We start from the raw sequence: 25,273 nt of genomic DNA, 5'->3' as shown, positions 1-25,273 counted from the left end.
TCAGCGCCCCACGTCGGGAAGCCAGCGCACCGACATCGCAAAACGCTGCTCGGCGCCGGGAGCGATATGGGCGAGGCCGGGCTTGTCCACGAAGGCAGCCGTGTCGCCCTCGGGCGTCGCATAGCCGAACCACGGCTCGATGCACACGAAGGGCGCCCCACGCTTCGACCACAGGCCGAGATGGGGCATGCCGGGGAACGCGACCTCCAGCCCCGGCTCGCCGGGAACGCCATAGAAGAGATGGTGCGAGCGCAGCTCGGTGAAGATCAGCGCATCGGCGGCGAAAAGCGCGTCGGTGAGCGCGATCGAGCCCTCCATCGCCGGGTTCGGCTCGGTCGCGGCGGAGAGCAGCCCCCCGACCGGCCGATGCACCGGAGCGACCTCCGCCTTCTCGAACACGATGCGATGGTCCGCGCGCGTGCCGCCATAGGGCAGCGGCCAGAGAAACGCCGGATGGAACCCGAAACTCGCGGGCAGCACCCTCGTCCCCGGATTGCGCACATCGGCGGTGATGGTCAACGTGGTGCCGGCCAGCGCATAGGTGACGGAGAGCTCGAAGTCGAACGGATACTGCCGCCGGCTCGCCTCGGACGCACGCAGCACGAAGGTGGCGCGGTCCTCCGCCGTGCTGAACACCTCGAACACGCTGTCCCGCGCGAAGCCGTGCTGCGTCATCGGGTAAGTCCCGCCCTCATGCAGCAGCGCATCGCCGGGCAGCCGGCCGACAATGGGAAAGAGCAGCGGCGCCCGCCGGTTCCAGAACGCCGGATCGCCGTTCCAGAGCAGGTCGCGACCCTCGCGATCGCGCAGCCGTACCAGCTCCGCCCCCTGCGCCGAAACCTCGGCCGAGAGACCCTCGGACATCAACGTCACCGACAACTCAGTCATGCTGTTTCACCGTCTCGACTTCGCCTTGGTTCCGGTCTAACCGATCGCGTCCTTCGGCGCACCCGCGCCAGCTTGCGTGATCCCCGGTTCCCATCATGGCCCAAACTCTTGGCCCCGTCGCCGCGCTCCTGTTCGGCGTGTTCTTCCTCGTCGCCGGCGCCGGCCTCCAGGGCACATTGCTGCCGCTGCGCGGTGCCGCGGAGGGCTTCGGCGCGGTCAGCCTCGGCGTCATGGGATCGTTCTACTATCTCGGCTTCGTGCTCGGCTGCCTGATCGTGCCGCGCCTCGTGCGCCGGGCCGGCCACACCCGCGCCTTCGCCGCGCTGACGGCGGCGGCGGTGGTGGCGATGCTGGCGCATCCGCTGCTCATCCATCCGGTTCCGTGGTACGTGCTGCGCGGCATCACCGGGTTCTGCTTCGCCGGGCTCTACCTCGTCATCGAGAGCTGGCTGAACGACCGCGCCACCAACCAGACGCGCGGCCTCGTCATGTCGGCCTATGTCATGGTCGACTATGTGGCGCTGACCGCCGGCCAGCTGCTGGTGACCACCTTCCCGATCCGCGGCTTCGAGCTGTTTCTTGTCGCGACCATGCTGTTCGCGCTCTCGACCCTGCCGGTCACTATGACCCGCACCGGCCAGCCCGCGCCGATCGAGGCAGCGCGGGTGCGCCCGCTGCGCCTGCTGAAGGCGGCGCCGGTCGCCATGGTGGGCTGCTTCGTCATCGGCCTCACCAATGGCTCGCTGTGGAGTCTCGGGCCGGTCTTCGGCGTCGGCCGCGGGCTGGGCGAGAACGGCGCTGCGACGCTGATGAGCGTGATCGTCGTGGCCGCCGCGCTGGCGCAATGGCCGATCGGGCGCTTTTCCGATCGGATGGACCGGCGCCGCATCCTGGCGGTGCTGATGGTCGGTGCGGTGATCGCGGGCCTCACCCTCGGCCTGCTGCAGGCCGGGATGACCGGGCTGCTGCTCGTCGGCTTCCTCTTCGGCGCTCTCGCCTTGCCGGCCTATTCGCTCGCCGCCGCGCATGCCTATGACCGGACCGCGCCGCACGAAGCGGTGGAGACCGCCGCGGGCGTGCTGCTCGTCTATGGTCTCGGCTCGATCATCGGCCCGTCGGTCGCCTCGATCGGTATGGCGAAGGTGGGCCCCGGGGCGCTGTTCCTGTTCACCGCGGCCTGCCATGGCGCCCTGCTCGGCTTCACCCTGTGGCAGCTGATGCGCGAGCGCCGGGCAGCGCGGCGGACGCCGTCGGAGCCGATGGTGCCGGCTTCGCCGGTCGGCATGGTCAGCGTGCCGGAGCCGGAATTCCGGCCCATCGCCGAGCCGCGCGAGGCCTGACGCGAGGGCCCATCACGCGCCGAGGCGCTCGCCCACGAAGGCCCAGTTCACCCGCTCGTCCAGCACCGCCTTGATATGGGCGGTGCGGCGGTTCTCCCAGTCGAGGTAATAGGCGTGTTCCCACACGTCGATACCGAGCAGCGGCTTCTTCCCTTCGGCGATCGGGTTGCCGGCATCCTGCAGGCCGAGCAAAGCGAGTTTGCCATTGTCCTCGACCAGCCAGACCCAGCCGGTGCCGAACACCCCGCCGCCCACCTCGACCATCTTCGCCTTCAGCGCATCCATGCCGCCGAAATCGCGCGTGGCGGCCTCGACCAGCGCAGGCGTGGGCGCGGCAGGCCCGCCGGCGAATTGCTGCCAGTAGAAATTGTGGTTCCACGCCTGCCCGGCATTGTTGAAGATCGCCGTCGCGTTCTCGTCCTTCGCCCGGACGATGACCTGTTCCAGTGTCAGGTCGGCATAGGGCGTGCCCGCGGCGAGCTTGTTCAGCGTGTCGAAATAGCCCTTGTGGTGCTTGCCGTAGTGCAGCCCCACCGTGCGCGCCGAGATGGTCGGCGCCAGTGCGGCCTCGTCATAGGGCAGAGCCGGCTGCTGGAACGGCGCGGCGGCGCGTGCCACATGCGGACGCGCGATCAGTGAGGCGGCAAGGAGGCCGCCCGAGGCGGCGAGCAGGGTACGGCGATCGATCATCACGCTTCTCCGGACGTAGCCGACGGGGCGCACCGCGGGCGGCGCGGAAGGCCAACGCATCATGCCACGCCCCGTTCGGCAGCGGGGAACGCCTCAAGCCGAATTGACCGGACGGGATGTCGTCAGCGACCGCTTGATCCAGCGCAAAGCCACCCGCGCCGCCCCCGCTAGCATGGCCGAAACGATGGAGGACGCCATGCCCGTTGAGACCGTTGCCTTCCTGGCTCTGGTGGTGATTGCCTTTACCGGCTTCGCCGCAACCCTCGCCTGGGTCGACTACAGCACCCGCGACGTGCGCCACAAGAACCACCCGCTTCCCGGCGAGTGAAGGGCTCAGTTCGTCTCGTCCGGATCGGCGTGGAACACGTGCAGCACGTGATGGATGATCGGTGACAATACGACGCCGGTCGCGATGACGATGACAAGGCCCGAGAAGATCGCATAGGAGCCGGCGAACAGCTTGCCGGCGTCGGTGTGCAGCGTGTCCACCGGCCCCATGCCGGAGAGGATCATCGCCGCGTTGACGAACGCGTCGGTAGCGCTCATGCCCTCGAAATGGGCGTAGCCCGCCATGCCCACGGCGAGCCCGCCGAACATCAGCCCGAACCAGACGGCGATCGAAACGCCCATGCGCCGGATGAACACCCGACGCGTGGCGATCGGCTCGCGAAGGCGCTCGAAGGAGAAGAAGGAGCGGCGACCGCCGTCCCCTTCGCCCACGGCGCGTCGAGGGACAGGGCTGGACTTCGGTTGCACGTTTCGCGCCATCACACGAGCCTTGGCAGCAGGAAGCCGCTCCGCTATATAGCGCGTGCCGGTGATCGATACACCGCGCCGTAAGCGTCTCACGTCAGGCAACGCATCCAACCCGGCCTCCGATGCCGGCGGGATGCTGACCATGCTGCCGACGGATCGCGGGCCCCTCCGAAAGACCTGAGACGATGCCGACCTTTCCTTCCCCGCGCCGCCCGGCGCGGCTCCCCGCGCACTATGGCGCCATCCTGATGCCGCTGGTGCTGTCGATCGTCATGACCTTCGTGGTCTCGGCGATCTCGACCCTGAAGAGCCTCGGCTTCTCGCCGCTGTTCTTCGCCACCTGGCCGATGGCCTGGGGCCTCTCCTGGCTGGTGGCGTTTCCGACCCTGCTGGCCGTGCTGCCGCTTGTGCGGCGCATCGTGGCGCTGCTGGTGGAGCCGCCCTCGCCCGGCCGCTGACAAAAGAAAAGGCGGCCCGAGGCCGCCTTTTCGGTCGCCGGAAGCGCGGCGCGCTCAATTGTCGAGGAAGCTCCGCAGCTTGCGGCTCCGCGAGGGATGCTTGAGCTTGCGCAGCGCCTTCGCCTCGATCTGGCGGATGCGCTCGCGGGTCACCGAAAACTGCTGGCCGACCTCTTCCAGCGTGTGGTCGGTGTTCATGCCGATGCCGAAGCGCATGCGCAGCACACGCTCCTCGCGCGGGGTGAGCGAGGCGAGCACGCGCGTGGTGGTCTCGCGCAGGTTCGACTGGATCGCCGCGTCGATCGGCAGGATCGCGTTCTTGTCCTCGATGAAGTCACCGAGATGGCTGTCTTCCTCGTCGCCGATCGGCGTTTCGAGCGAGATCGGCTCCTTGGCGATCTTGAGGACCTTGCGCACCTTTTCCAGCGGCATGCCGAGCTTCTCGGCCAGTTCCTCCGGGGTCGGCTCGCGGCCGATCTCGTGCAGCATCTGGCGCGAGGTGCGCACGATCTTGTTGATCGTCTCGATCATGTGCACGGGGATGCGGATGGTGCGGGCCTGGTCGGCGATCGAGCGGGTGATCGCCTGCCGGATCCACCACGTCGCGTAGGTCGAGAACTTGTAGCCGCGGCGGTACTCGAACTTATCGACCGCCTTCATCAGGCCGATATTGCCTTCCTGAATGAGATCAAGGAACTGCAGGCCGCGGTTCGTGTACTTCTTGGCGATGGAGATGACGAGGCGCAGGTTCGCCTCGACCATTTCCTTCTTCGCCTGCCGGGCTTCCTTCTCGCCCTTCTGCACCATCTGCACGATCTTGCGGAACTCGAAGATCTCGAGCCCCGTCTCGGTGGCGAGCGAGTGGATCTCCGAGCGCAGATTGTGGATGCCGTCGAGCTCCTGCCCGACGAAGTTCTTCCAGCCGCGCGTGGCGAGGTTCTTCACCCGCATGATCCACTTGGGATCGAGCTCAGAACCCTGGTACTGCTTGAGGAAGTCCTCGCGGGCGACGCCGAAGCTCTCGGCGAGGCGCATCAGCCGGCCTTCGAGCGAGACGAGGCGCTTGTTGATGTCGTAGAGCTGCTCGACGAGGTTGTCGATGCGCGCCTGGTTGAGCGACAGCGACTTCACGTCGAGGATCAGATCGTCCTTCAGCTTCTTGTACTTGCGGTCCTGCGAGGGCGACAGGCTCTCGTTCTTGAGCTTCGACTCGACGTTCTGGTCCTGCAGGCGGCGCAGCTTCTTGTAGGCGTCGGCGACGCGGTCGAACGTCTCCAGCACCTTCGGCTTGATCTCGGCTTCCATCGCGGCGAGCGACAGGGAGTTCTCCATGTCGTCATCGTCGTCGGCGATGGTCTCGCCGATGGTCGGCTCGCGCTCCTCCTCGCCGTCCGGCGCCAGCGCACCGCCCTCGACGATCGGCGCGTTCTTGCCCTCGGGCCCGGCATAGGTCGCCTCGAGGTCGATGATGTCGCGCAGGAGGACCTTGCCCTCGACCAGTTCGTCGCGCCAGATGATGATCGCCTGGAAGGTCAGCGGGCTCTCGCAGAGCCCGGCGATCATCGCCTCGCGGCCGGCCTCGATGCGCTTGGCGATGGCGATCTCGCCCTCGCGCGACAGCAGCTCCACCGAGCCCATCTCGCGCAGATACATGCGCACCGGATCGTCGGTACGCTCGCCCGGCTCGGACTTGGTCTCGGAACGCACCACGGCGCGCGGGGCAGATTCGGCGATCTCGCCGCCGGACTCCTCCTCGTCGTCGGCCGCCTCCGCGGCGCCCTCCTCGGCTTCCTCGGCCTCGGCCTCCTCGGCGTCCACCACATTGATGCCCATCTCGTTGAGCATCGCCATGATGTCCTCGATCCGGTCCGGATCGGTCTGGTCGGAGGGCAGGACCTCGTTCAGCTCGTCATGGGTGACGTAGCCGCGCTTCTTGGCCTGCTTGATCATCTTGCGGACGGCGGCATCCGAGAGATCGAGCAACGGGCTGTCCGGGGTTTCGCCATCCTTCTCCGGTGCTTCCGCCGTCTCGGCCGCCTGCTTCGCCATGCGCTTGCTCCTTGCCCGCCGGAGCGTGACCGCTTCCGACGCACGACGGTGACCGATGGCGGCCGCCGTCCCCACGAATCATTCCGACGAGTGATTCAGCTCTTGCCTTAAACGCCCGTTAAACCCGCCAGACCCGCATCGATCCGCCGCGGCCGGGCCATGGCACGGCATTGCGACGCAAACAGGGCCACGCGCTCCACGGCGTCGATGACACGCGCGGGGCGGCGACCCAAATCTCCCTACATCGACCGTGCCGGGCGACCCGACGCGGCGCCGAACCCCTCTACCAAAGCTTCGGTCCCGTCAAGTGCCGCCAACCGCTTTTGTACGTCGAGGAAACGAGCCCAGTTGAGGTCGGTCGGCTCGTCGGCCAGTGCCTGTTCCGCCTCTTTCATTTCCTTAGATAGAGCGTGAGACCGCCGCTGCAAGGCCGTGCGCTGGCGCCACCACAGCTCGACGTCCGCCCTCCCCGCATCGGCGAAAGCCGGCCAGTCGTGCCGCATCACCGCGAGATCGGCCATGCGGGCCAGCAGCGGCTCGAGCTTGGCGGCCGCAAGGCGGGCCCTGAGTCGGTCGGGCTCGTCGGCCTCCCCCTCCATATGCGCCTCGAGCAGCACGCGCCGCGCTTCGGCCGCGTCCCGGTTGGCGAACACCATGTCGGCAAGGTCCTCGCAATGGGTGTCGAGCAGCCAGGGGTGGTTGATGGCGGCGAGCAACAGCAGCGCCTCGTTGCGGGTGAGGCCGGCCGCCGCCCCGCGCACCAGCGCCGACTGCCGCATCGCCTCCCCGCGCGGCACCAACAGCTCGACCGGCGCAAAGCCGCGCCCGCCCCGCCCGGCCGCCCCCTTGCCGCCCTTTCCGGCGAACCGCCCCCCGCCCTGCCCCGTGCCCCAGCCCTCGCGGCGGAAGCCGGTGCCGCCGCCGGCCGGAGCGAACATCGCCCGCAGGCGGCTCATCAGCTCGGCGCGGTAATGCTTGCGCACCGTCTCGTCGCCGATGCCGTTGGCGATCTCATTCGCCCGTGCTTCCAGCGCCGCGCGGCGCTCGGGCGTGTCGAAGGCGCCACCCTCGGTTTCACGCGCCCACAGCATGTCGGCGAGCGGTCGCGCGGCAGCGAGCACCGCCGCGATCGCCTCGCGTCCGCCGGAGCGCGCGAGATCGTCGGGATCCTGCCCCTCCGGCAATAGCCCGAAGCCGAGGCTCATGCCGGGCTTGAGATGCGGCAACGCAAGGTCGATCGCCCGGAACGCCGCCTTGCGCCCGGCCTTGTCGCCGTCGAACAGCAGCACGGGCTCGGGCGCCATCCGCCACAGCAGCGCGAGCTGTTCCTCTGTCAGCGCCGTACCGAGCGGGGCGACCGCGCCCTCGAAGCCGGCCTCGACCAGCGCGATGACGTCGACATAGCCCTCGGCGACGATCACCGGCGCGCCGGCGTGGGCCGCCGCCCGTGCCTTGAAGCCGTTGTAGAGCAGCGCGCCCTTGTGGAAGAGCGGCGTCTCGGGCGAGTTCAGGTACTTGGCGGAGACGTCCTTCTCCAGCGCACGGCCGCCGAAGGCCACCACCCGCCCGCGCAGATCGGTGATGGGGAACATCACCCGGTCGCGGAAGCGGTCATAGGGCAGGCCGCGATCCTCCGGCGCGATGAGGAGGCCCGCTTCGACCATGTCCTCGACCGGAACGCCCTGCTTGCCCAGCGCTTCCTTGAGAGCGTAGCGGTCGGCGGTGGCGTAGCCGAGGCGGAAGCGCGCCTGCGTCGGCGCGAGCAGGCCGCGATCGGCGAGATAGCCACGCCCGCGCGCACCGTCCCGGCTCTGGAGCGTGGCCTCGAAGAACTTCGCCGCCAGTTCGACGACCTCGTGCAGCGTACGCCGCCGGCTCTCCTTCGCCTCCTCCTCCCGCGACATCGCGGGGAGAGCCAGCCCGGCCATATCGGCGAGCCGCGCCACCGCCTCGCCGAAGGGCAGGCCCTCGGTCTCCATCAGGAAATCGAACTGGTCGCCGTGCTTGCCCGAGGAGAAGCAGTGGTAGAAGCCCTTCTGGTCGTTCACATAGAAGGACGGCGTCTTCTCGGCATTGAACGGCGACAGGCCCCGCCATTCCCGCCCCTGCTTCTTCAGCGTGACGCGCTTTCCCACCACCGCCGACACCGGCAGGCGGGCGCGGATCTCGTCAAGGAAGGACGGCGGAAAGCGCATGGCGGGCGTGATATCCGGAATCGGGGCGGCAGGCGATCCTAGCAGGCGGGCGGAGGGGCGGGGGTTCCTGTCCGCCCTCCCCCTCGCTGCAGAGGTGGCGCCCCCGCACGCCGACCGCAATCCCCGCAATCCACCGGCACGCGATGTGGACAAGTCCCGCCGGGGCGCGGCGCGGGAAGCGCGCGAAAACATTCAACCGATCGGTTGACTCTTCTTGCCGAGGCGATCATATTAAACCACATGGTTGAGCATATCGCATCCCCGCTCGACGACGTCTTCCACGCCCTCGCCGACCCGACCCGCCGGGCCATGCTCGGCCGGCTCGCGGCCCGCGAGCGCACGGTGAGCGAACTCGCGGAGCCCTTCCGCATGTCGCTCGCCGCCGCCTCGAAGCATCTCAAGGCGCTGGAGCGCGCCGGGCTGGTGAGCCGCACCATACGCGGGCGCACCCATATCTGCCGGCTCGAAGCCGCCCCGCTGGGGCAGGCGCATGGCTGGCTGGCCGACTACGAGCGCTTCTGGAGCGGCCGCCTCGATGCCCTCGAGGCGCTGCTGCGCCGGGAAGACGCGCAATCGCAGGAGGCTGGCGACAATGCCGGCACCGACCCGCAGTCCGGCAACGAACAGGGAGGAAAATGAAATGGATGACTACGCGACCGTCCAGAGCCCGGGCACGCTGCGCCTCGAGCGCACCCTGCCCGGACCCATCGATCGGGTCTGGGCCTATCTCACCGATCCGGAAAAGCGCGCCCTGTGGCTCGCCGCCGGCCCGATGGAGCTGAAGGTCGGCGGCAAGGTCGAACTCGTCTTCCGCAATGGCCAACTTTGCGCCGGCCACGATCCCGTCCCCGAGCGGCTCCGCCAGTTCGACGGCGAGATGCGCCTGAACGGAACCGTCACCGCCTGCGACCCGCCGAAGAGGCTGGCCTTCACCTGGGGCGATGCCGGCAAGCCCCATTCGGAGGTGACGTTCGATCTCGCCTCCAAGGGTACCGCTGTGCTCCTCACGATCACCCATGAGCGGCTCGCCGAACGCAGCGGCATGCTGCTGGTGGCGAGCGGCTGGCACGCCCATCTCGGCCTGCTGGAGGATTGGCTGAACGGCCGGGACGGCCGACCCTTCTGGGCGAACATCGATCGCCTGCACGGCGAGTATGACGCCCGCCTGCCGCCGGAAGCGGCACCAGCGCCCTGATTTCTAGAAGTCGCCGCCGCCCGCCCGCAGCAGGGCGGCGGCGGCGACCCCGAGGGCGATCGACAGCAGCGTCTTGCGCGTCACCGCCATCGCGACTGCCGCCGTGCCGACCGCGAGCATCGCCGCCGTTCCCCCGCGCACCGCCGCCGGCACCACCAGCGCCACCAGAACCGACCCGGCGAGGTAGCGCAGGAACGCCTCCACCCGGCTCGACATCGGCATGAACCCCATCACCCAGATCCCGCCGGCGCGGGTGAGATAGGTGACGAGGGCCATGGCGACGATGGCGAGAACCGCGTCGGTCGGATTCACCGCTTGAGTTCCCACTGAACGAGACCCGCGACCCCACCGGCGAGACCGCCGACCAGAACGTGCCAGTTCGCCGGCAGCCACCACATCGCCGCGAGCGCCGCCCCGCCCGCGACCAGCCAGGGCAGGTCATCGACACGCCCGCGCCGCAGGCCGACCAGCGTGCAGGCGAAGAAGCAGATGAACACGGCATCGAGGCCGAAACGCTTGACGTCGGCGAGGTCGAGATGACCGGCGGCGAGCCCGGCCGTAGTGCCCGCCATCCAGACCAGCCACAGCATCACGCCGCCGCCGAAGAGATGGCCGAGGTCGCGCTCGCCGCGCGCCTGCGCGACCACCGTCGCCGCCCAGTTCGGATCGCTCAGCACCGTCATGGCGCCGTAGAGCTGGCCGGGCGGCAGCGAGCGGCACCAGGGATAGAGCGAGGCGCCGAGCAGCAGGTGCCGCGCATTCACCGCGAAGGTCGCGAGCAGTAGCGGCACCCAGGGCACCGGCGAGTGCCACAGGTCGAGCACGGCGAATTGCGAGGCGCCGGCAAACACCGAGGCGCTCATCGCCAGCACTTCCCAGCCCTGCATGCCGGCGGTGCGGGCGGTAATGGTGAAGGCCACGCCGAAGATGAAGACCGGCACCACCACCGGCAACATGGCGCGCATGCCGCGGGCGACGCCGGCGCGGGTGAAGACATTGGCGGCCAGCGGCGCCCCGGAGCCGGCGGGCGCTGGCGTCGACGGATGGTCCACGCGCGTGATCCTGCCCGCCGCCCGCCCTCAGCCGGCCGTCAGCAGCGCCTTGACGGCACCGCTCGCCCTGGCGAAGTCCATCACGCCGGTATAGCGCTCCTTGAGCACGGCCATGGTGCGGCCCATGTCCTTCAGCCCGTGCGCGCCGATCTCCGCGATCACCGCCGCCACCGCCGCATGCGCTTCCGCCTCGGTCATCTGCTTGGGCAGGAAGCCGCTGATCACCGCAATCTCGTCGCGCTCCTGCGCCGCGAGGTCGGCGCGGCCGGCTTCCTCGTAGATGCGGGCCGATTCGTCGCGCTGCTTGATCATCTTGGTCAGCAGCCCCAGCACCTCGTCGTCCGAGAGCGGGTCGCGGCCATGGCCGCGCGCGTCGATGTCGCGATCCTTGATGGCGGCATTGATGAGGCGCAGCGTCCCGAGGCGCACCTTGTCCTGCGCCTTCATCGATTCCTTGAGGGAGGTATTGATCACGTCGCGGAGCACGTCAGCCTCTTCATACATGTCGGCGGCAGGGCCCGGCACCCTGCCCGGCGGCCTTCCCGCGATGATTCCCCGATCGCCCGTGTCCGGCCACCCGATCCCGGGGCCCTGCCGCATCCGGCCGGCGCGCCCGATCCCGGGGCTCCGGCGTTCGATGCAGCCCTCCTGCGCGGCTTAAGCGCTGGCGTCCGGCACGGCGAACGACTAATTAGGGCACCAGCGGCTCGGGAACAAGCGGCGTGGCGAGGGTCGGTCCGGCAACGGGCGGGCCGGTCGGCGCGCGGCTTCGGCGCGAGCGAAGAGGGATATTGAGGACCATGAGCGGCAACGCATCGGACAATGTGTGGGCCGAGCCCGCCCCCACCGCGCTCCTCGTACTGGCGGACGGCACCGTCTTCGAAGGCTTCGGCCTCGGCGCCGTCGGCCATGCGGTCGGCGAGGTGTGCTTCAACACGGCGATGACCGGCTACCAGGAGATCCTCACCGATCCCTCCTATGCCGGGCAGATCATCACCTTCACCTTCCCCCACATCGGCAATGTCGGCACCAACGAGGAGGACGTCGAGACCGTCTCGATGGCCGGCGCCTCCGGCGTGCGCGGCATGGTGCTGCACTCGGCGATCACCGATCCCTCGAACTACCGCGCCACCCGTCATCTCGACGCCTGGCTGAAGGCGCGCGGCATCATCGCCATCTCCGGCATCGACACCCGCGCGCTCACCGCGCTGATCCGCGACAAGGGCATGCCCAACGCGGTGATCGCCCATGCCCCGGACGGCACGTTCGACATCGAGGCGCTGAAGCAGGAAGCCGCCCGGTGGCCCGGCCTCGTCGGCATGGACCTCGTGCCGATGGTGACCAGCGCCCAGCGCTTCACCTGGGACGAGACGCCGTGGAGCTGGCCAGAGGGCTATGGCCGGCAGGTCGCGCCCGCCTGGAACGTGGTCGCCGTCGACTACGGCATCAAGCGCAACATCCTACGCCTGCTCGCCCGCGCCGGCTGCAAGGTCACCGTCGTGCCCGCCACCACCTCGGCCGAGGAGATCCTCGCGCTCCAGCCCGACGGCGTGTTCCTCTCCAACGGCCCGGGGGATCCGGCCGCTACCGGTGAATATGCCGTACCGGTGATCCGCGAGATCATCGACAAGGGCGTGCCGACCTTCGGCATCTGCCTCGGCCACCAGATGATCGGCCTCGCGGTCGGCGGGCGCACGATGAAGATGCACCAGGGCCACCACGGCGCGAACCATCCGGTGCAGGACAAGACCACCGGCAAGGTCGAGATCACCTCGATGAACCACGGCTTCGCGGTCGATCGCGACAGCCTGCCGGCGACGGCCCAGGAGACGCATGTCTCGCTGTTCGACGGCTCCAACGCGGGCATCCAGCTGACCGACAAGCCGGTGTTCTCGGTGCAGTATCATCCTGAGGCCAGCCCCGGACCGCAGGACAGCCACTACCTGTTCGATCGCTTCGTCGAACTCATCGCCCGGACCAAGCAGGCGGCCTGAACATCGTCTCTCCTGCCCGGCCCTCGCGGCCGGGCACCTTACCCGGCGGGGGTTGACCGATTTGACTTAGAACATAAAGTGAACGCAGAAGGAGCCTCCCGATGGATGACGCCCTGCGTGCCAAACTCGGCATCCTCGCCGACGCCGCGAAATACGACGCCTCCTGCGCCTCGTCCGGAGCGCGCGGGCGCAAGGCTGCGAGCAACGGCATCGGCTCGACCACGGGAGCGGGCATCTGCCATTCCTACACGCCGGACGGGCGCTGCGTGTCGCTCCTCAAGATCCTGCTGACGAACTACTGCCTGTTCGACTGCGCCTATTGCATCAACCGCCGCTCCTCGAACGTGGCGCGCGCGCGCCTCTCGGTCGACGAGGTCGTGCGCATCACCCTCGGTTTCTACAAGCGCAACTATATCGAGGGTCTGTTCCTCTCCTCCGGCATCATCCGCTCGCCCGACCACACCATGGAGCAGATGATGCGGGTCGCGCGCACGCTGCGCCGGGATCATGGCTTCGCCGGCTACATCCACCTCAAGGCCATCCCCGAGGCCAGCCCCTGGCTGATCGAGCAGGCCGGGCTGTGGGCGGATCGGCTCTCCGTCAATATCGAACTCGCCTCCGACATCAGCCTGAAATCGCTGGCGCCGGAGAAGGACGCCCTCGGCATCAAGGCCGCCATGGGCCAGATGCAGGAACGCATCGTCGAGGCGCGCGCGGAAAAGCGCCGCTTCGCCCCTGCCGGGCAGTCGACGCAGATGATCATCGGCGCCGACGACACCACCGACGAGGCGGTGCTGCGGACCAGTGAGGGGCTGTATGGCGGATTCGGGTTGAAGCGCGTCTACTATTCCGCGTTCAGCCCCATCCCCGAAGCGAGCCGCGTGCTCCCCGTCAAGGCAGCACCGCTGCGCCGCGAGAACCGGCTGTACCAGGCCGACTGGCTGCTGCGCTATTACGGCTTCCGCGTCGACGAGATCGCCGCCGGAGGCGCGGGGGGCATGCTCGACCTCGACATCGACCCCAAGCTCGCCTGGGCGCTGAAGCATCGCGAACGCTTCCCGGTGGACGTCAACGCCGCCGACCGCGAAATCCTGCTGCGCGTCCCGGGCCTCGGCGCCCGGGCGGTGGATCGTATCCTGCGCGCGCGCCGCCAGACCCGGCTGACGCTGGACGATATCGGCCGCCTCAGCACCGGCGTGAGGCGTGCCCAGGCCTTCCTCATCACCGCCGACCACCATCCGCTCAAGCTGACCGACCGGGCGGACCTGCGCGAACGCCTCGCGCCACCGGCGCGGCAGCTGGAACTGTTCGCGTGAGCGCGGCACCCCGGGCTGAGCCGGGAGCGAGCGGCCAGCGGTCGGGGAGCGAAATCATCGCGCTGGGCTACGGTGCGGACCACGCGGGCTTTCGGCGCGCCGTGCGCCGCCTCGTCGCCGACGGTGTGCCGCCAGCCGATATCGGCTGGCGCATGCGGGAAACGGCCGAGCGGGCGGACGCCACGGCCGGCGACCTCTTCGCCGGGCTCCCGCCCCGCACCGATGTCGGGGCGGCGACGGACCGCCCCGGCGTACCGTCCGATGCCCCTGCCCTCGCCTTGCCGCGCGCGGTGGGCGAACTGGTCGATCTCGTGCTCTGCCATCGCGATCCCGAGCGTTTCGGCAGGCTCTATACGCTGGTCTGGCGGGTACTGAACGGCGAGCGGCGGCTCATCGACAATCCCGCCGACCCGCTGGTGCATCGGCTCTCGCTCATGGCGAAGTCGGTCCGGCGCGACATCCACAAGATGCACGCGTTCGTGCGCTTTCGCGCGCTGGGGAGCGAGAGCGGGCGCGAGCGCTTCCTCGCCTGGTTCGAGCCGGAGCATTTCATCGTCGAGGCGGCCGCACCCTTCTTCCGCACCCGCTTTCCCGGCATGGACTGGGCCATCCTTACCCCGGTCGGCACGGTCGGCTGGGATGGGCAGACGCTGATGTTCGGCCCGCCCGCCGGACGCCCTCGTCTGCCGGAGGGCGACGGCTTCGAGGAGGGCTGGCTCGCCTACTATGCCAGCGCCTTCAACCCGGCGCGCACCAACCCAGTGATGATGCGTACCGAAATGCCGAAGAAATACTGGCCGAACCTGCCGGAGGCGCAGCTTATCCCCGGCCTCGTCCGATCGGCAGCCGCGCGCGTTGAGGACATGATCGCCCGCGAGGCGAGCGTTCCGCGCAAGCGCGATCCGAGAAAGGCGGTGGAAGCGATGAGCGAGCAGGCCCCCGCATCGCTGGACGACCTGAACCGGCTGATCCGCGACACGCCCTCCTTCGTGCCCGGCGGCACCCGTGCGGTGCTCGGCGAGGGGCCGATGGGCGCCGATCTGGCGCTGGTGGGCGAGCAGCCCGGTGATCAGGAGGACATCGAGGGCCGCCCCTTCGTCGGCCCGGCCGGGCAACTCTTGATGAAGGCGCTGGCGGAAGCCGGGCTGGAGCGCGACCGGCTCTACCTCACCAATGCCGTCAAGCACTTCAAGTTCGTCCAGCGCGGCAAGCGCCGCCTGCACCAGAAGCCGACCACCGGCGAGGTGAAGCATTATCGCTGGTGGCTGGAGGCCGAACTCGGCTTTGTGCGCCCGCGCCTCGTCGTCGCCCTCGGCGGCACGGCGGCGCTGGCGCTCTCCGGCGAGGCGCTGGCGGTGACGCGGGAACGCGGCCCGCGGCCCCTCGGCCGTCATGCCGGCTTCGTCACGGTGCATCCCTCGTTCCTGTTGCGGCTGCCGGACCCTGCGGCCCGGGAGGAAGGCTTCAAGGCATTTGTGTCGGACCTGCGGCAGGCGCGGGAGATGGTCGCGAGCTGATCGGGAGCGAGCGCGGAACCGCCACGCCGTCTCTGTATTTCCCCGTCGGGAACAGACAGAGACGAGCCGATGATCGAACCGCACACCCTCCGGTTCGCTCCCTCCGGGGGTGTGCCGAACCACCCCGCCTTCCCTGTCCTGATCTACCGCGCCGCCTTTCCGGCCGAGGCGGGCAATATCGAGCGTCGGGTGAACGCGAATGGCTGGGAATGCCGCTGGCGCGACGGCATCTTCGATTACCACCACTTCCACTCCACCGCGCACGAGGCGCTCATGGTCGCGAAGGGCTACGCCCGCGTGCAGCTCGGCGGGCCCGACGGCGTGGTGCTGGCGATCGCAGCCGGCGACGCGGTGGTGCTGCCGGCCGGCACCGGCCACCGGCGGCTCTCCGCGAGCGAGGATTTCCTCGTCGTCGGCGCCTATCCGCCGGGACAGGACTATGCGATCGAGCGGCCCGATCTGCAGCGCCTCACGGCCGCTTTTTCGACCATCGCCCGCGTCGAAACCCCGGCAGGCGATCCGGTGACCGGCTATTCGGGGGCTCTGCCGCAGCTCTGGACGCGCTGAAATCCACGGCCCGCGGCCTTGGGCGCGGGAGCCATGCGCCGGAGCCGGGCGCCCTGCCCTTCCCCATCGAGGGAATCTGGTTTATGGGGTGCGCCCAATTGCGGGAACCGCCCGCCCAGAAAGTCCAATCCGGGTCCGCCCAAGGACGCGTCACCCACGCGTCCTTTTTCGTGCGCCCGGGTCAATGCGCGAGCCGCACGGGATCCGATGCCGAAACGCACAGATATCTCCACCATCCTCATCGTGGGCGCCGGCCCCATCGTCATCGGCCAGGCCTGCGAGTTCGACTATTCCGGCACCCAGGCGTGCAAGACGCTGAAGGCCGAGGGCTACCGCATCGTCCTGGTGAATTCGAACCCGGCGACGATCATGACCGATCCCGATCTCGCCGACGCCACCTATGTCGAGCCGATCACCCCGGAGATCGTCGCCAAGATCATCGCCAAGGAACGCCACGCCATCCCGGGCGGCTTCGCCCTGCTGCCGACCATGGGCGGCCAGACCGCGCTCAACTGCGCGCTGTCGCTGCGCAAGATGGGGGTGCTCGACGAATATGACGTCGAGATGATCGGCGCCACGGCGGAAGCCATCGACAAGGCCGAGGATCGTGAGCTGTTCCGCGACGCCATGACCAAGATCGGCCTCGACACGCCGCGCTCGCGCCAGATCAAGACCCTGCCGCAGGCGCTGGAGGCGCTCGACGAGATCGGCCTGCCGGCGATCATCCGCCCCTCCTTCACCATGGGCGGCCAGGGCGGCGGCATCGCCTATAACAAGAGCGAATATATCGAGATCATCGAGCGCGGCATCGACGCCTCCCCCACCAACGAGGTGCTGGTGGAAGAGAGCGTGCTGGGCTGGAAGGAATACGAGATGGAGGTGGTCCGCGACCGCGCGGACAACTGCATCATCGTCTGCTCCATCGAGAATCTCGACCCGATGGGCGTCCATACCGGCGATTCCATCACCGTTGCTCCGGCGCTGACGCTGACCGACAAGGAATATCAGCGCATGCGCGACGCCTCGCTCGCGGTGCTGCGCGAGATCGGCGTCGAGACCGGCGGCTCGAACGTGCAGTTCGCGATCGACCCGGAGACGGGCCGCATGATCGTGATCGAGATGAACCCGCGCGTGTCGCGCTCTTCGGCGCTCGCCTCGAAGGCGACCGGCTTCCCGATCGCCAAGGTCGCCGCGCGCCTCGCGGTCGGCTACACGCTCGACGAGATCGCCAACGACATCACCGGCGGCGCCACCCCGGCCTCGTTCGAGCCGACCATCGACTACGTCGTCACCAAGATCCCCCGCTTCGCGTTCGAGAAGTTCCCCGGCGCCGACCCGGTGCTGACCACCTCGATGAAGTCGGTCGGCGAGGCGATGGCGATCGGCCGCACCTTCCAGGAAAGCCTGCAGAAGGCGCTGCGCTCGCTGGAGACCGGCCTCACCGGCCTCGACGAGATCGAGATCGAGGGTCTCGGCCAGGGCGACGACAAGAACGCTATCCGCGCCGCCATCGGCACGCCGACGCCGAACCGCCTGCTGCAGGTCGCGCAGGCCATGCGGCTCGGGCTGGACGACACGCAGATCCACAATGGCTGCAAGATCGACCCGTGGTTCCTCGAGCAGATCCGCGGCATCGTCGACATGGAAGCCAAGGTCCGCGCGCACGGGCTGCCGACCACGGCCGGGGCGTTCCGCCGGCTGAAGGCGATGGGCTTCTCCGACTCGCGCCTCGCCGGCCTCGCGCGCCTCTCCGAGCACGAGGTGACCGCCCGCCGCCGCGCGCTCGGCGTGCGCCCGGTGTTCAAGCGCATCGACACCTGCGCCGCCGAGTTCGCCTCGCCCACCGCCTATATGTACTCGACCTACGAGGCCCCCTTCGCCGGCAGCCCGGCGGATGAATCGCGCCCGTCCGACCGCAAGAAGGTCGCCATCCTCGGCGGCGGTCCGAACCGCATCGGCCAGGGCATCGAGTTCGACTATTGCTGCTGCCACGCGGCCTTCGCGCTGAAGGACGCCGGGTTCGAGACCATCATGGTCAACTGCAACCCGGAGACCGTCTCGACCGACTACGACACCTCCGACCGGCTCTATTTCGAGCCGCTGACCGCCGAGGACGTGATCGAGATCCTCGACCGCGAGCGCTCGGCCGGCACGCTGCACGGTGTCATCGTCCAGTTCGGCGGCCAGACGCCGCTGAAGCTCGCCCGCGCGCTGGAAGAGGCCGACATCCCCATCCTCGGCACCTCGCCCGACGCCATCGACCTCGCTGAGGACCGCGACCGCTTCAAGACGCTGCTGGACAAGCTCCGCCTGCGCCAGCCGGCCAACGGCATCGCCTATTCGGTGGAGCAGGCCCGGCTCATCGCCGGCGACCTCGGCTTTCCGCTGGTGGTGCGCCCGTCCTACGTGCTGGGCGGCCGCGCCATGCAGATCATCCGCGAGGAGAGCCAGCTCGGCGACTATTTGCTCGGCACGCTGCCCGAGCTGGTGCCGAACGACGTCAAGGCGCGCTACCCGAACGACAAGACCGGGCAGATCAACACCGTGCTCGGCAAGAACCCGCTGCTGTTCGACCGCTATCTGTCGGACGCCACCGAGGTCGATGTCGACTGCCTCGCCGATGGCAAGGACACCTTCATCTGCGGGATCATGGAGCACATCGAGGAGGCCGGCATCCATTCGGGTGATTCGGCCTGCTCGCTGCCGCCTCACTCGCTCTCCCCGACGCTGATCGCCGAACTGGAGCGCCAGACCCGCCAGATGGCGCTGGCGCTCGGCGTGGGCGGCCTGATGAACGTGCAGTACGCCATCAAGGACGGCGACATCTATGTGCTCGAGGTCAATCCGCGCGCCTCGCGCACGGTGCCCTTCGTCGCCAAGGTGATCGGTATCTCCGTAGCCAAGATCGCGGCGCGGGTGATGGCGGGCGAGCGCCTCGCTTCCTTCGCGCTGGAAGCGCCGAAGCTGGCACATGTCGCGGTGAAGGAATCGGTGTTCCCCTTCGCCCGCTTCCCCGGCGTCGACACCGTGCTCGGCCCGGAGATGCGCTCGACCGGCGAGGTGATTGGCCTCGACGGCTCGTTCGCGGTCGCCTTCGCCAAGAGTCAGCTCGGCGGCGGCACCAAGGTGCCGAAGTCCGGCACGGTGTTCGTGTCCGTGCGCGATGACGACAAGCCGCGCATCCTCGACACCATCCGGCTGCTGACCTCGCTCGGCTTCAAGGTGATCGCCACCTCCGGCACGCAGCGCTATCTCGCCGCCAACGGCGTGGCGAGCGCGACGGTCAACAAGGTGCTGGAAGGCCGTCCGCACATCGTCGATGCGATCAAGAACGGCGACGTGCAACTGGTGTTCAACACCACCGAGGGGGCGCAGGCGCTCACCGACTCGCGCTCGCTCCGCCGGGCCGCCCTCTTGCACAAAGTGCCGTATTACACCACGCTGTCAGGTGCCGTCGCAGCAGCGCAGGGGATCAAGGCCTATATCGGCGGCGATCTGGAAGTGCGCGCGCTGCAGGACTATTTCGGCGGCAAAAGCATCTGACGACCGGCGCCTGAGCCGCGCGGGTCCAACAAGACCCGGCGGCAGCGTCCGGGAGGATGCGCGCCCGTCGCTCGATATCCCGAGCAACGATCTGGAGGCTTCGCCCGCACCGCGGGCGGCGCGAATCATCCCGGCGGGTCCACTCCCCGGATGATCCGTGTAAGATTTGCAGGAGGTCTGAGAAGGCCGATGGACAAGGTTCCGATGACGGTGGCGGGTCACGCCGCCCTCGAGCGCGAGTTGCGTGAACGCCAGCAGGTGGAGCGGCCCCGCATCATCAGTGCGATCGCCGAGGCGCGCGCCCATGGCGACCTCTCCGAGAACGCCGAGTATCACGCGGCGAAGGAGCAGCAGTCGCTGAACGAGGGCCGTATCGCCGAGCTCGAGGACAAGCTGTCCCGCGCCGAGATCATCGATATCGCCAAGCTGACCGGTGATACGGTGAAGTTCGGCGCGACCGTCACGCTGGTGGACGAGGACACCGAGGAGGAGAAGGTCTGGCAGATCGTCGGCGACATGGAAGCTGACGCCAAGGCCGGCCGCATCTCGCTGTCCTCGCCTTTGGCGCGCGCGCTCATCGGCAAGAAGACCGGAACCTCCGTCGAGGTGGTGACGCCCAAGGGCGCCCGCTCCTACGAGATTCTCGGCATCCGCTTCGTGTGACATGCGGGTTCCGCAACGGTGCGAAATACCGTTGCGGAACCTTTTTGCCGCGCCTTGCCGCAAATTTGACAGATCGGCGGGATCAAGGGGAGGCGCGAACACGACTGGGGGCAGCCGGTGAGCAGGCGAGGCAGGACAACAGGACCGACGGCGTGCGCCGTCGTCACCACACTCGTTTTGGCGGGCGCGACGCCTGCCGTGGCCCGCGACCCCGACCCCAGTCCGTGCGGCGACCGTCCCAATACCTGCATCGGTCCGATCGGCCCCATCATCGGCGGCCTCATGAGCTTCGGCACGCCGAATTCGCCGCTGCTCGCGACCGTCTATGACCGGCTCAACGAGCAGCGCCGGCGCGAGGACGGCAGCCCCGCCCCGCGCGCCTTTGCCCCCGACCCCACCGGCGCCCCGGCTGCCGATGCGCTCGATGCCGCGGTCGGCTATGGCGCGCCCGTCGGCAAGGCCGCGCCGGCCGCCTTCGAGGCGGCTCTGGACGCCTCACCCGATCCCTCGCTCGCCTGGTTCCGGCTGGTCGGTCGCTTCGGCAATTCCAGCGCGACCGACACCACGCCCGCCGTCGACATGCATGGCGGCGCGCTCTTCGGCGGCCTCGATCTCGGCTATGACGCCAATACCCGCTACGGCATCGCGCTCGGCGTCAGTTCATCGAAGCTCGAATCGGCCGATGACCGCGATCAGCTGGATGCCTCCGGCTACCATGTCTCCGCCTATGCCACCCATGCCGACGGTCCCTGGCGGATGCGGGCCATCGCCAGCTATTCCTATTACGACCTCGACAGTACCCGCACGTTCTTCTTCAAGGGGCTCGACTACACCGCTGCCGGCTCCTACGCCGCCGACAATGTCGAGGCGCTGGGAGAGGTCTCCTACGTCACCAGCCTCGGCAGCGTCACCGCCGAACCCTATATCGCCCTCGGCCTGTCCTGGCTCGACACCGGCAGCTTCACCGAAGCCGGGCGCCTGCCGCGCGGCACAGCGCTGAATGTGGAGGGGCAGACCCAGACCTGGCCCTACACGCTGATCGGCGCCCGCTTCTCCAGCCCCTTCCTGTTCGGCAACACCATCGTGGCGCCGAGCCTCGATCTCGGCTGGCGGCACGTGTTCGGCGACGTCAATCCCGACACGATCTACAGCATCGGCGACACCAATTTCGCCATCTCCGGCATTCCCATCGCCGAAGACAGCCTCGTGCTCGGCCTCGGCCTCGACGCCACCTTCGCCTACGGCATACGCGGTTCGGCGAAATATCTCGGCGACCTCGCCGAGGAAGCGCAGGCGCACACCTTCACGGTCGGGCTGGCCATTCCGTTCTGACGCCAGTGGCGCCGGCCCCGCGTTGTGGGTATGGGTGCGGGCGGCGGCCTCACCGCCGGGACGAATGAATCCATGACCTCCGCTTCCGCCCCGACCTCGCTGCGCGACGTCATCGCCGTCGCGCCGAACATCAACCGGAACTACACCGGCGTCACCGCCACCATCTGCAACCTTGTGCCGGTGCAGGCACGGGCGATCGGCATGGTGGCGATGGGCCCAAACCTGCCGGACGAGGTGCCGCAGCTGCCCTGGAGGGCGCTCATGAGCGGCTGGAGCCGCCCGCCCGGCCACAGGCAACGCATCTGGCACGCCCGTCGCAAAGACGAGGCGATCGTCGGCATCCTCCTGCGCAGCCTGCTGCGGCAGCGCTGGAAGCTCGTTTTCACCGCCGCCGCCGCCCGGCCGAAGAAGGGCTTCACCCGTTTCCTGTTCCGGCAGATGGACGCCATGATCGCCACCATGCCGGAGGTGGCCGACTACATCGACGGCCCCTCGACGGTCATCATGCACGGTGTCGACACCACCCGCTTCCAGCCGGCGCCCGACCGCGAGGCAGCGTGGCGCGCGACCGGCCTGCCGGGCCGCTACGGCATCGGCGTGTTCGGCCGCATCCGCCCGCAGAAGGGCACTGACCTGTTCGTCGAGGCGATGTGCCGGCTGCTGCCGCGCTATCCCGACGCCACCGCCGTACTCTCCGGCCATATCGGCGCCGAGCACACCGGCTACGAGGGTGAAATCCGCGCCCGCATCAACGAGGCGGGCCTTGCCGAACGCATCGTCTTCCTCGGCGATCTGCCGATCGACGAGATCCCGCTCTGGTACCGCCGCATCTCGCTCTATGTCGCACCGATGCGCTGGGAAGGCTTCGGCCTCACCCCGCTGGAGGCGATGGCGAGCGGCACGGCGGTCGTCTCCACCCGCACCGGCGCCGCGCACCACCTGATCCGCGACGGCGTCACCGGCACGCTGGTGCCGGCGAAGGACATCGACGCGCTGACGGACGCCATCGACGCCCGCCTCGCCGATATCGAGGGCACGCTCGCCATGGGCCGCGTGGCGCGGGAACACGTCGTCGCGCATCACTCGATCGAGCGCGAGGCCGAAGCGATCAACGCCGTCTATGCGCAATTATGGGACCGGTGAGGGCGGTATGAGCGGGATCAGCACCGGAAGCTGTCAGTGCGGCACCGTCCGCTTCCGCATCGCGGGGAGTTTCGCCCACTTCTTCCTGTGCCACTGCCGCCGCTGCCGGAAGGACACCGGATCGGCGCACGCCGCCAACCTCTTCACGGCCGGCGCCACGCTCGACTGGCTGTCCGGTGAGGAGAACCTGCGCAGTTACGCCATAGCGGGCACGCGGCACGCGAAGAGCTTCTGCGCCACCTGCGGCGCGGCGCTGCCCCGCGTCGAAGCGGACGGCGCATGGCTCGTCGTCCCCGCTGGCAGCCTCGACACCCCGGTCAATATGACGCCCGACGCGCATATCTGCTGGGCGAGCCGGGCGGATTGGGACGACCGCCTCGAGAATGTCTCGAGGCTCGACGGACTTCCCGGCTGAGCCGTCCTCAGCCGTTGCGGATATCCGCAACGATATCGGCGAACATCGCCCGCGCCCGTTCCCGCGCCGAAACTTTGAAGGCACGGATGCGCTCGATGTCCTCCGCACTGAAGCGGAATCCCTCCACCCCCTCCGCCTTGAAGCGCTCGGCGAAGGCGTCGTAGTCGGCGAGAAGTCGTCCTTCGAGCCCGATATCGGCAAGGAGCGCCTGCACCTTCGAGGTATTGGAGGCGACCGCGAGCACCGGGATTTCGAGGTCGAGCGAAATGCACAGCCCGTGGAAGCGGCCGGTGACGAGCAGGCCGGTATTGGCACTGAGCCAGTCGATGAAGGCGTCGAAGCCGAAGATCACGTTCCGATAGGAGCCGCGCCACTGGTTTGACGGCGCGACGAGCGATATCGCCCGCTTGAAGGCGAATATGGCCCGGCGCTGCAGATTCTTGTCCGGATAGTCCGGCAGGATCGGCGGCTCATCGCGCATCGAGATGAACGGCGCCCCGAGATGCTGCGCCAGCGCGAAAAGCCGCGTGCGCACGGCCCCGCGGGTCGAATCATTCACCACCAGCCCGCGCGTGCCCGGCGGCTGCGCCGCGTGCTGCCAGCTCAGCGTGAGGTCGGGCACCACCTTCGCGTCGATGCCATGGGCGATGGCCGCCTTCTGGCTGGTCGTGTCGCGCACATAAACCCGCCGGAACATCGCGATGCGCCGGCCAAGCTCCGGCGTGTTCGCCTCGTAGACCGAATTGATCAGATAGGCCGGCGTCCCCGAATCGCGCGCCATCTCGGCGAGATCGGCGATGCCGCGCGCCTCGTGCTTGTCGTGGTGGACCGAGCCCTCGCCATTGATGATGATCGCCTCGTGCGGCACCCCGGCCAGCATCTTGGCGCTGACACGCGCAGGAAAATGCGCGACGATCTCGATGCCGGCCTCGGCGGCCAGCGCCTCGATCTGCCGGTTGACCAGCGTGCAGCCGTGATGGCCGATCTGGGTCGTGGTATTGGCCAGCACGGCCTTGATGGGCGCCATATGCAGGTTCCGTTGCCGCGGGGCGCCCTTATAGCGGCAAGCTGTGCGCGCCGCCATCCATGCGCTATATGTCGCCGCCGGGGGGCGGCAGCGTCCAGCCAGGGCAGTTTCATACCGTGCAGATACTGGTGCTCAAGGACCGCAAGCCCGGTCACTACCGGCAGGCGGAGGCGATCGCCGAAAGGCTGTCGTCGATCGAGCCCGCCCGCATCGAGGCCATCGACATCGAGCCCCGCTGGTACGCGCACGAAGCGCTGCGCCGGTCGTCCTCGCGGTGGTCGACACGGCCCGATCACCTGCTGCGCGCCTTCTACGGCCTGCGTGCCGCCGATTTGACCCGCGCTGACATCGTGGTCGGTTCGGGCCGCCCGACCATCCTCGCCGGGCTCCTGCTCGCGCGGCTGTGGGGCGGGCGCTTCGTCTATCGCGGCATCGGCACCGGCTACAGCTTCGGCCCGCAGGACCTCGTGCTGGTGGCGAGCCCCCGCGCGGCCGGAAACGCCAACCGTATCTACGTCCCCGTCCCGGCCCCGATCGATCCGGACACATTGCCCCCGCCCCGCCGCATCGCGGATTCCGCCGACCTGCGTGGGGCCAGCACGAGCCTGCTCGTCGGCGGCGATTCGACCACCCACCGCTTCGTCGAGGCGGACTGGAACCGCCTCGCCGCCTTCGTCGAGGCGAGCGCGGATACGTACGGGATCCGCTGGTCGATCACCAATTCCCGCCGCACCCCCGATGCCGTCAGCGACATGTGGACGGTGATGGCCGCGCGGCGGGACGACGTGACCTTCATCGACTGGCGCACCGCCGGTGTCGGCTCCATCGACCGTCTGCTCGCCGCCGACGTCATCCTCGTCACCTCCGATTCGGTGAGCATGATCGGCGACGCCTGCAACGCCATGCGTCCCGTCCTGGCGCTCGATCCCGCCTCCACCCAGCCTGCCGGCGCCGCCGATGTCGCCAATGTCTTCGCCGAGACCGGCCAGCTGGAGCGGCTGTCCATCGCCGACCTCGATCCCGCCGCGCTCGCGCCGACGCTGGCGCGGCTCGTCGTACCTCCCGTCAGCCACCGCCGCCACCTCGAACAAGTGCTGACCGACTGGCTGGCGCTGCGCCGCCGGGCGGCCTGA

General features: G+C 68.8%; 24 protein-coding genes. 15 read left to right on the top strand and 9 right to left on the bottom strand.

The window, feature by feature from the left end; all coding sequences use genetic code 11:
* On the bottom strand, window positions 1-888 hold the full coding sequence (locus tag ACEUEL_RS04395) for an aldose 1-epimerase family protein (protein WP_405702545.1): 888 nt from the start codon (window positions 886-888) through the stop codon (window positions 1-3).
* Window positions 889-983: 95 nt separating this feature from the next.
* Here ACEUEL_RS04395 and ACEUEL_RS04390 point away from each other — a divergent pair, with 95 nt between their 5' ends.
* Window positions 984-2,228: an MFS transporter gene (locus tag ACEUEL_RS04390; protein WP_405702543.1), complete on the top strand. Its 1,245-nt coding sequence runs from the start codon at window positions 984-986 to the stop codon at window positions 2,226-2,228.
* A gap of 12 nt (window positions 2,229-2,240) precedes the next feature.
* On the opposite strand, the gene ACEUEL_RS04385 is transcribed toward ACEUEL_RS04390, so the two are convergent.
* Window positions 2,241-2,921 (bottom strand): superoxide dismutase, encoded by a 681-nt coding sequence (locus ACEUEL_RS04385; RefSeq protein ID WP_405702541.1) that lies wholly within the window; start codon window positions 2,919-2,921, stop codon window positions 2,241-2,243.
* Between the two features lie 193 nt (window positions 2,922-3,114).
* Between ACEUEL_RS04385 and ACEUEL_RS04380 the strand changes: the two genes are divergently transcribed.
* The gene (locus ACEUEL_RS04380) at window positions 3,115-3,246 is read left to right on the top strand and encodes a hypothetical protein (protein WP_405702539.1); all 132 of its coding nucleotides are present in this window, start codon (window positions 3,115-3,117) and stop codon (window positions 3,244-3,246) included.
* Between the two features lie 5 nt (window positions 3,247-3,251).
* On the opposite strand, the gene ACEUEL_RS04375 is transcribed toward ACEUEL_RS04380, so the two are convergent.
* A complete protein-coding gene (locus tag ACEUEL_RS04375; protein ID WP_405702538.1) occupies window positions 3,252-3,818 on the bottom strand; it encodes a hypothetical protein in 567 nt (188 codons plus the stop codon).
* A gap of 41 nt (window positions 3,819-3,859) precedes the next feature.
* Between ACEUEL_RS04375 and ACEUEL_RS04370 the strand changes: the two genes are divergently transcribed.
* Entirely contained in the window at window positions 3,860-4,132 is a 273-nt protein-coding gene (locus ACEUEL_RS04370) for a DUF2798 domain-containing protein (RefSeq protein ID WP_405702536.1), read from the top strand.
* A gap of 54 nt (window positions 4,133-4,186) precedes the next feature.
* On the opposite strand, the gene rpoD is transcribed toward ACEUEL_RS04370, so the two are convergent.
* Together rpoD and dnaG are read right to left on the bottom strand one after the other, a co-directional pair.
* The gene (gene rpoD, locus ACEUEL_RS04365) at window positions 4,187-6,181 is read right to left on the bottom strand and encodes an RNA polymerase sigma factor RpoD (RefSeq protein ID WP_405702535.1); all 1,995 of its coding nucleotides are present in this window, start codon (window positions 6,179-6,181) and stop codon (window positions 4,187-4,189) included.
* A gap of 239 nt (window positions 6,182-6,420) precedes the next feature.
* Complete coding sequence (dnaG, locus tag ACEUEL_RS04360) at window positions 6,421-8,376, bottom strand: DNA primase (protein ID WP_405702533.1); 1,956 nt, start codon at window positions 8,374-8,376, stop codon at window positions 6,421-6,423.
* A 240-nt stretch (window positions 8,377-8,616) separates the two neighbouring features.
* On the opposite strand from dnaG, the gene ACEUEL_RS04355 reads away from it, so the two are divergent.
* Both ACEUEL_RS04355 and ACEUEL_RS04350 read left to right on the top strand, forming a co-directional pair.
* A complete protein-coding gene (locus ACEUEL_RS04355; RefSeq protein ID WP_405702532.1) occupies window positions 8,617-9,015 on the top strand; it encodes an ArsR/SmtB family transcription factor in 399 nt (132 codons plus the stop codon).
* 1 nt (window position 9,016) lies between these two features.
* Window positions 9,017-9,571: an SRPBCC family protein gene (locus ACEUEL_RS04350; protein WP_405702531.1), complete on the top strand. Its 555-nt coding sequence runs from the start codon at window positions 9,017-9,019 to the stop codon at window positions 9,569-9,571.
* A gap of 3 nt (window positions 9,572-9,574) precedes the next feature.
* Here ACEUEL_RS04350 and ACEUEL_RS04345 read toward each other — a convergent pair whose 3' ends face one another.
* From ACEUEL_RS04345 to ACEUEL_RS04335, 3 genes are read right to left on the bottom strand one after another with little or no spacing between them, the layout of a single operon-like run.
* Entirely contained in the window at window positions 9,575-9,883 is a 309-nt protein-coding gene (locus ACEUEL_RS04345) for an AzlD family protein (RefSeq protein WP_405702530.1), read from the bottom strand.
* Entirely contained in the window at window positions 9,880-10,623 is a 744-nt protein-coding gene (locus ACEUEL_RS04340; RefSeq protein ID WP_405702527.1) for an AzlC family ABC transporter permease, read from the bottom strand. The genes ACEUEL_RS04345 and ACEUEL_RS04340 overlap by 4 nt, the downstream gene beginning before the upstream one ends.
* A gap of 27 nt (window positions 10,624-10,650) precedes the next feature.
* Window positions 10,651-11,109, bottom strand: a complete 459-nt coding sequence (locus ACEUEL_RS04335; protein ID WP_405702524.1) for a GatB/YqeY domain-containing protein — start codon at window positions 11,107-11,109, stop codon at window positions 10,651-10,653.
* Between the two features lie 314 nt (window positions 11,110-11,423).
* On the opposite strand from ACEUEL_RS04335, the gene carA reads away from it, so the two are divergent.
* From carA to ACEUEL_RS04290, 9 genes are all read left to right on the top strand, one after another.
* Window positions 11,424-12,617: a glutamine-hydrolyzing carbamoyl-phosphate synthase small subunit gene (carA, locus tag ACEUEL_RS04330; protein ID WP_405702523.1), complete on the top strand. Its 1,194-nt coding sequence runs from the start codon at window positions 11,424-11,426 to the stop codon at window positions 12,615-12,617.
* Window positions 12,618-12,718: 101 nt separating this feature from the next.
* Window positions 12,719-13,933, top strand: a complete 1,215-nt coding sequence (locus tag ACEUEL_RS04325; protein WP_405702521.1) for a putative DNA modification/repair radical SAM protein — start codon at window positions 12,719-12,721, stop codon at window positions 13,931-13,933.
* Window positions 13,930-15,450 carry a UdgX family uracil-DNA binding protein gene (locus ACEUEL_RS04320; RefSeq protein WP_405702519.1) on the top strand — a complete coding sequence of 507 codons (1,521 nt, stop codon included), beginning with the start codon at window positions 13,930-13,932 and terminating at the stop codon, window positions 15,448-15,450. The genes ACEUEL_RS04325 and ACEUEL_RS04320 overlap by 4 nt, the downstream gene beginning before the upstream one ends.
* Before the next feature lie 69 nt (window positions 15,451-15,519).
* Window positions 15,520-16,017: a cupin domain-containing protein gene (locus ACEUEL_RS04315; protein WP_405702517.1), complete on the top strand. Its 498-nt coding sequence runs from the start codon at window positions 15,520-15,522 to the stop codon at window positions 16,015-16,017.
* Between the two features lie 207 nt (window positions 16,018-16,224).
* Window positions 16,225-19,560, top strand: coding sequence for a carbamoyl-phosphate synthase large subunit (gene carB, locus ACEUEL_RS04310; RefSeq protein ID WP_405702515.1), 3,336 nt, complete (start codon window positions 16,225-16,227; stop codon window positions 19,558-19,560).
* A gap of 189 nt (window positions 19,561-19,749) precedes the next feature.
* Entirely contained in the window at window positions 19,750-20,223 is a 474-nt protein-coding gene (gene greA, locus ACEUEL_RS04305) for a transcription elongation factor GreA (RefSeq protein WP_405702512.1), read from the top strand.
* 282 nt (window positions 20,224-20,505) lie between these two features.
* Window positions 20,506-21,555 carry an autotransporter outer membrane beta-barrel domain-containing protein gene (locus ACEUEL_RS04300; protein WP_405702510.1) on the top strand — a complete coding sequence of 350 codons (1,050 nt, stop codon included), beginning with the start codon at window positions 20,506-20,508 and terminating at the stop codon, window positions 21,553-21,555.
* A 72-nt stretch (window positions 21,556-21,627) separates the two neighbouring features.
* On the top strand, window positions 21,628-22,698 hold the full coding sequence (locus tag ACEUEL_RS04295; protein ID WP_405702507.1) for a glycosyltransferase family 4 protein: 1,071 nt from the start codon (window positions 21,628-21,630) through the stop codon (window positions 22,696-22,698).
* A 7-nt stretch (window positions 22,699-22,705) separates the two neighbouring features.
* Window positions 22,706-23,113 (top strand): GFA family protein, encoded by a 408-nt coding sequence (locus tag ACEUEL_RS04290; RefSeq protein ID WP_405702506.1) that lies wholly within the window; start codon window positions 22,706-22,708, stop codon window positions 23,111-23,113.
* 7 nt (window positions 23,114-23,120) lie between these two features.
* Here ACEUEL_RS04290 and ACEUEL_RS04285 read toward each other — a convergent pair whose 3' ends face one another.
* Window positions 23,121-24,140, bottom strand: coding sequence for a polysaccharide pyruvyl transferase family protein (locus ACEUEL_RS04285; protein ID WP_405702504.1), 1,020 nt, complete (start codon window positions 24,138-24,140; stop codon window positions 23,121-23,123).
* A 59-nt stretch (window positions 24,141-24,199) separates the two neighbouring features.
* Here ACEUEL_RS04285 and ACEUEL_RS04280 point away from each other — a divergent pair, with 59 nt between their 5' ends.
* Window positions 24,200-25,273, top strand: a complete 1,074-nt coding sequence (locus ACEUEL_RS04280; protein WP_405702501.1) for an ELM1/GtrOC1 family putative glycosyltransferase — start codon at window positions 24,200-24,202, stop codon at window positions 25,271-25,273.

Source organism: Ancylobacter terrae, assembly GCF_045108345.1.
In the GTDB taxonomy this organism is placed as follows: Bacteria; Pseudomonadota; Alphaproteobacteria; order Rhizobiales; family Xanthobacteraceae; genus Ancylobacter.
Note: the sequence above shows the minus strand (reverse complement) of the source record. Positions and strands in the feature narration are given on the sequence as shown.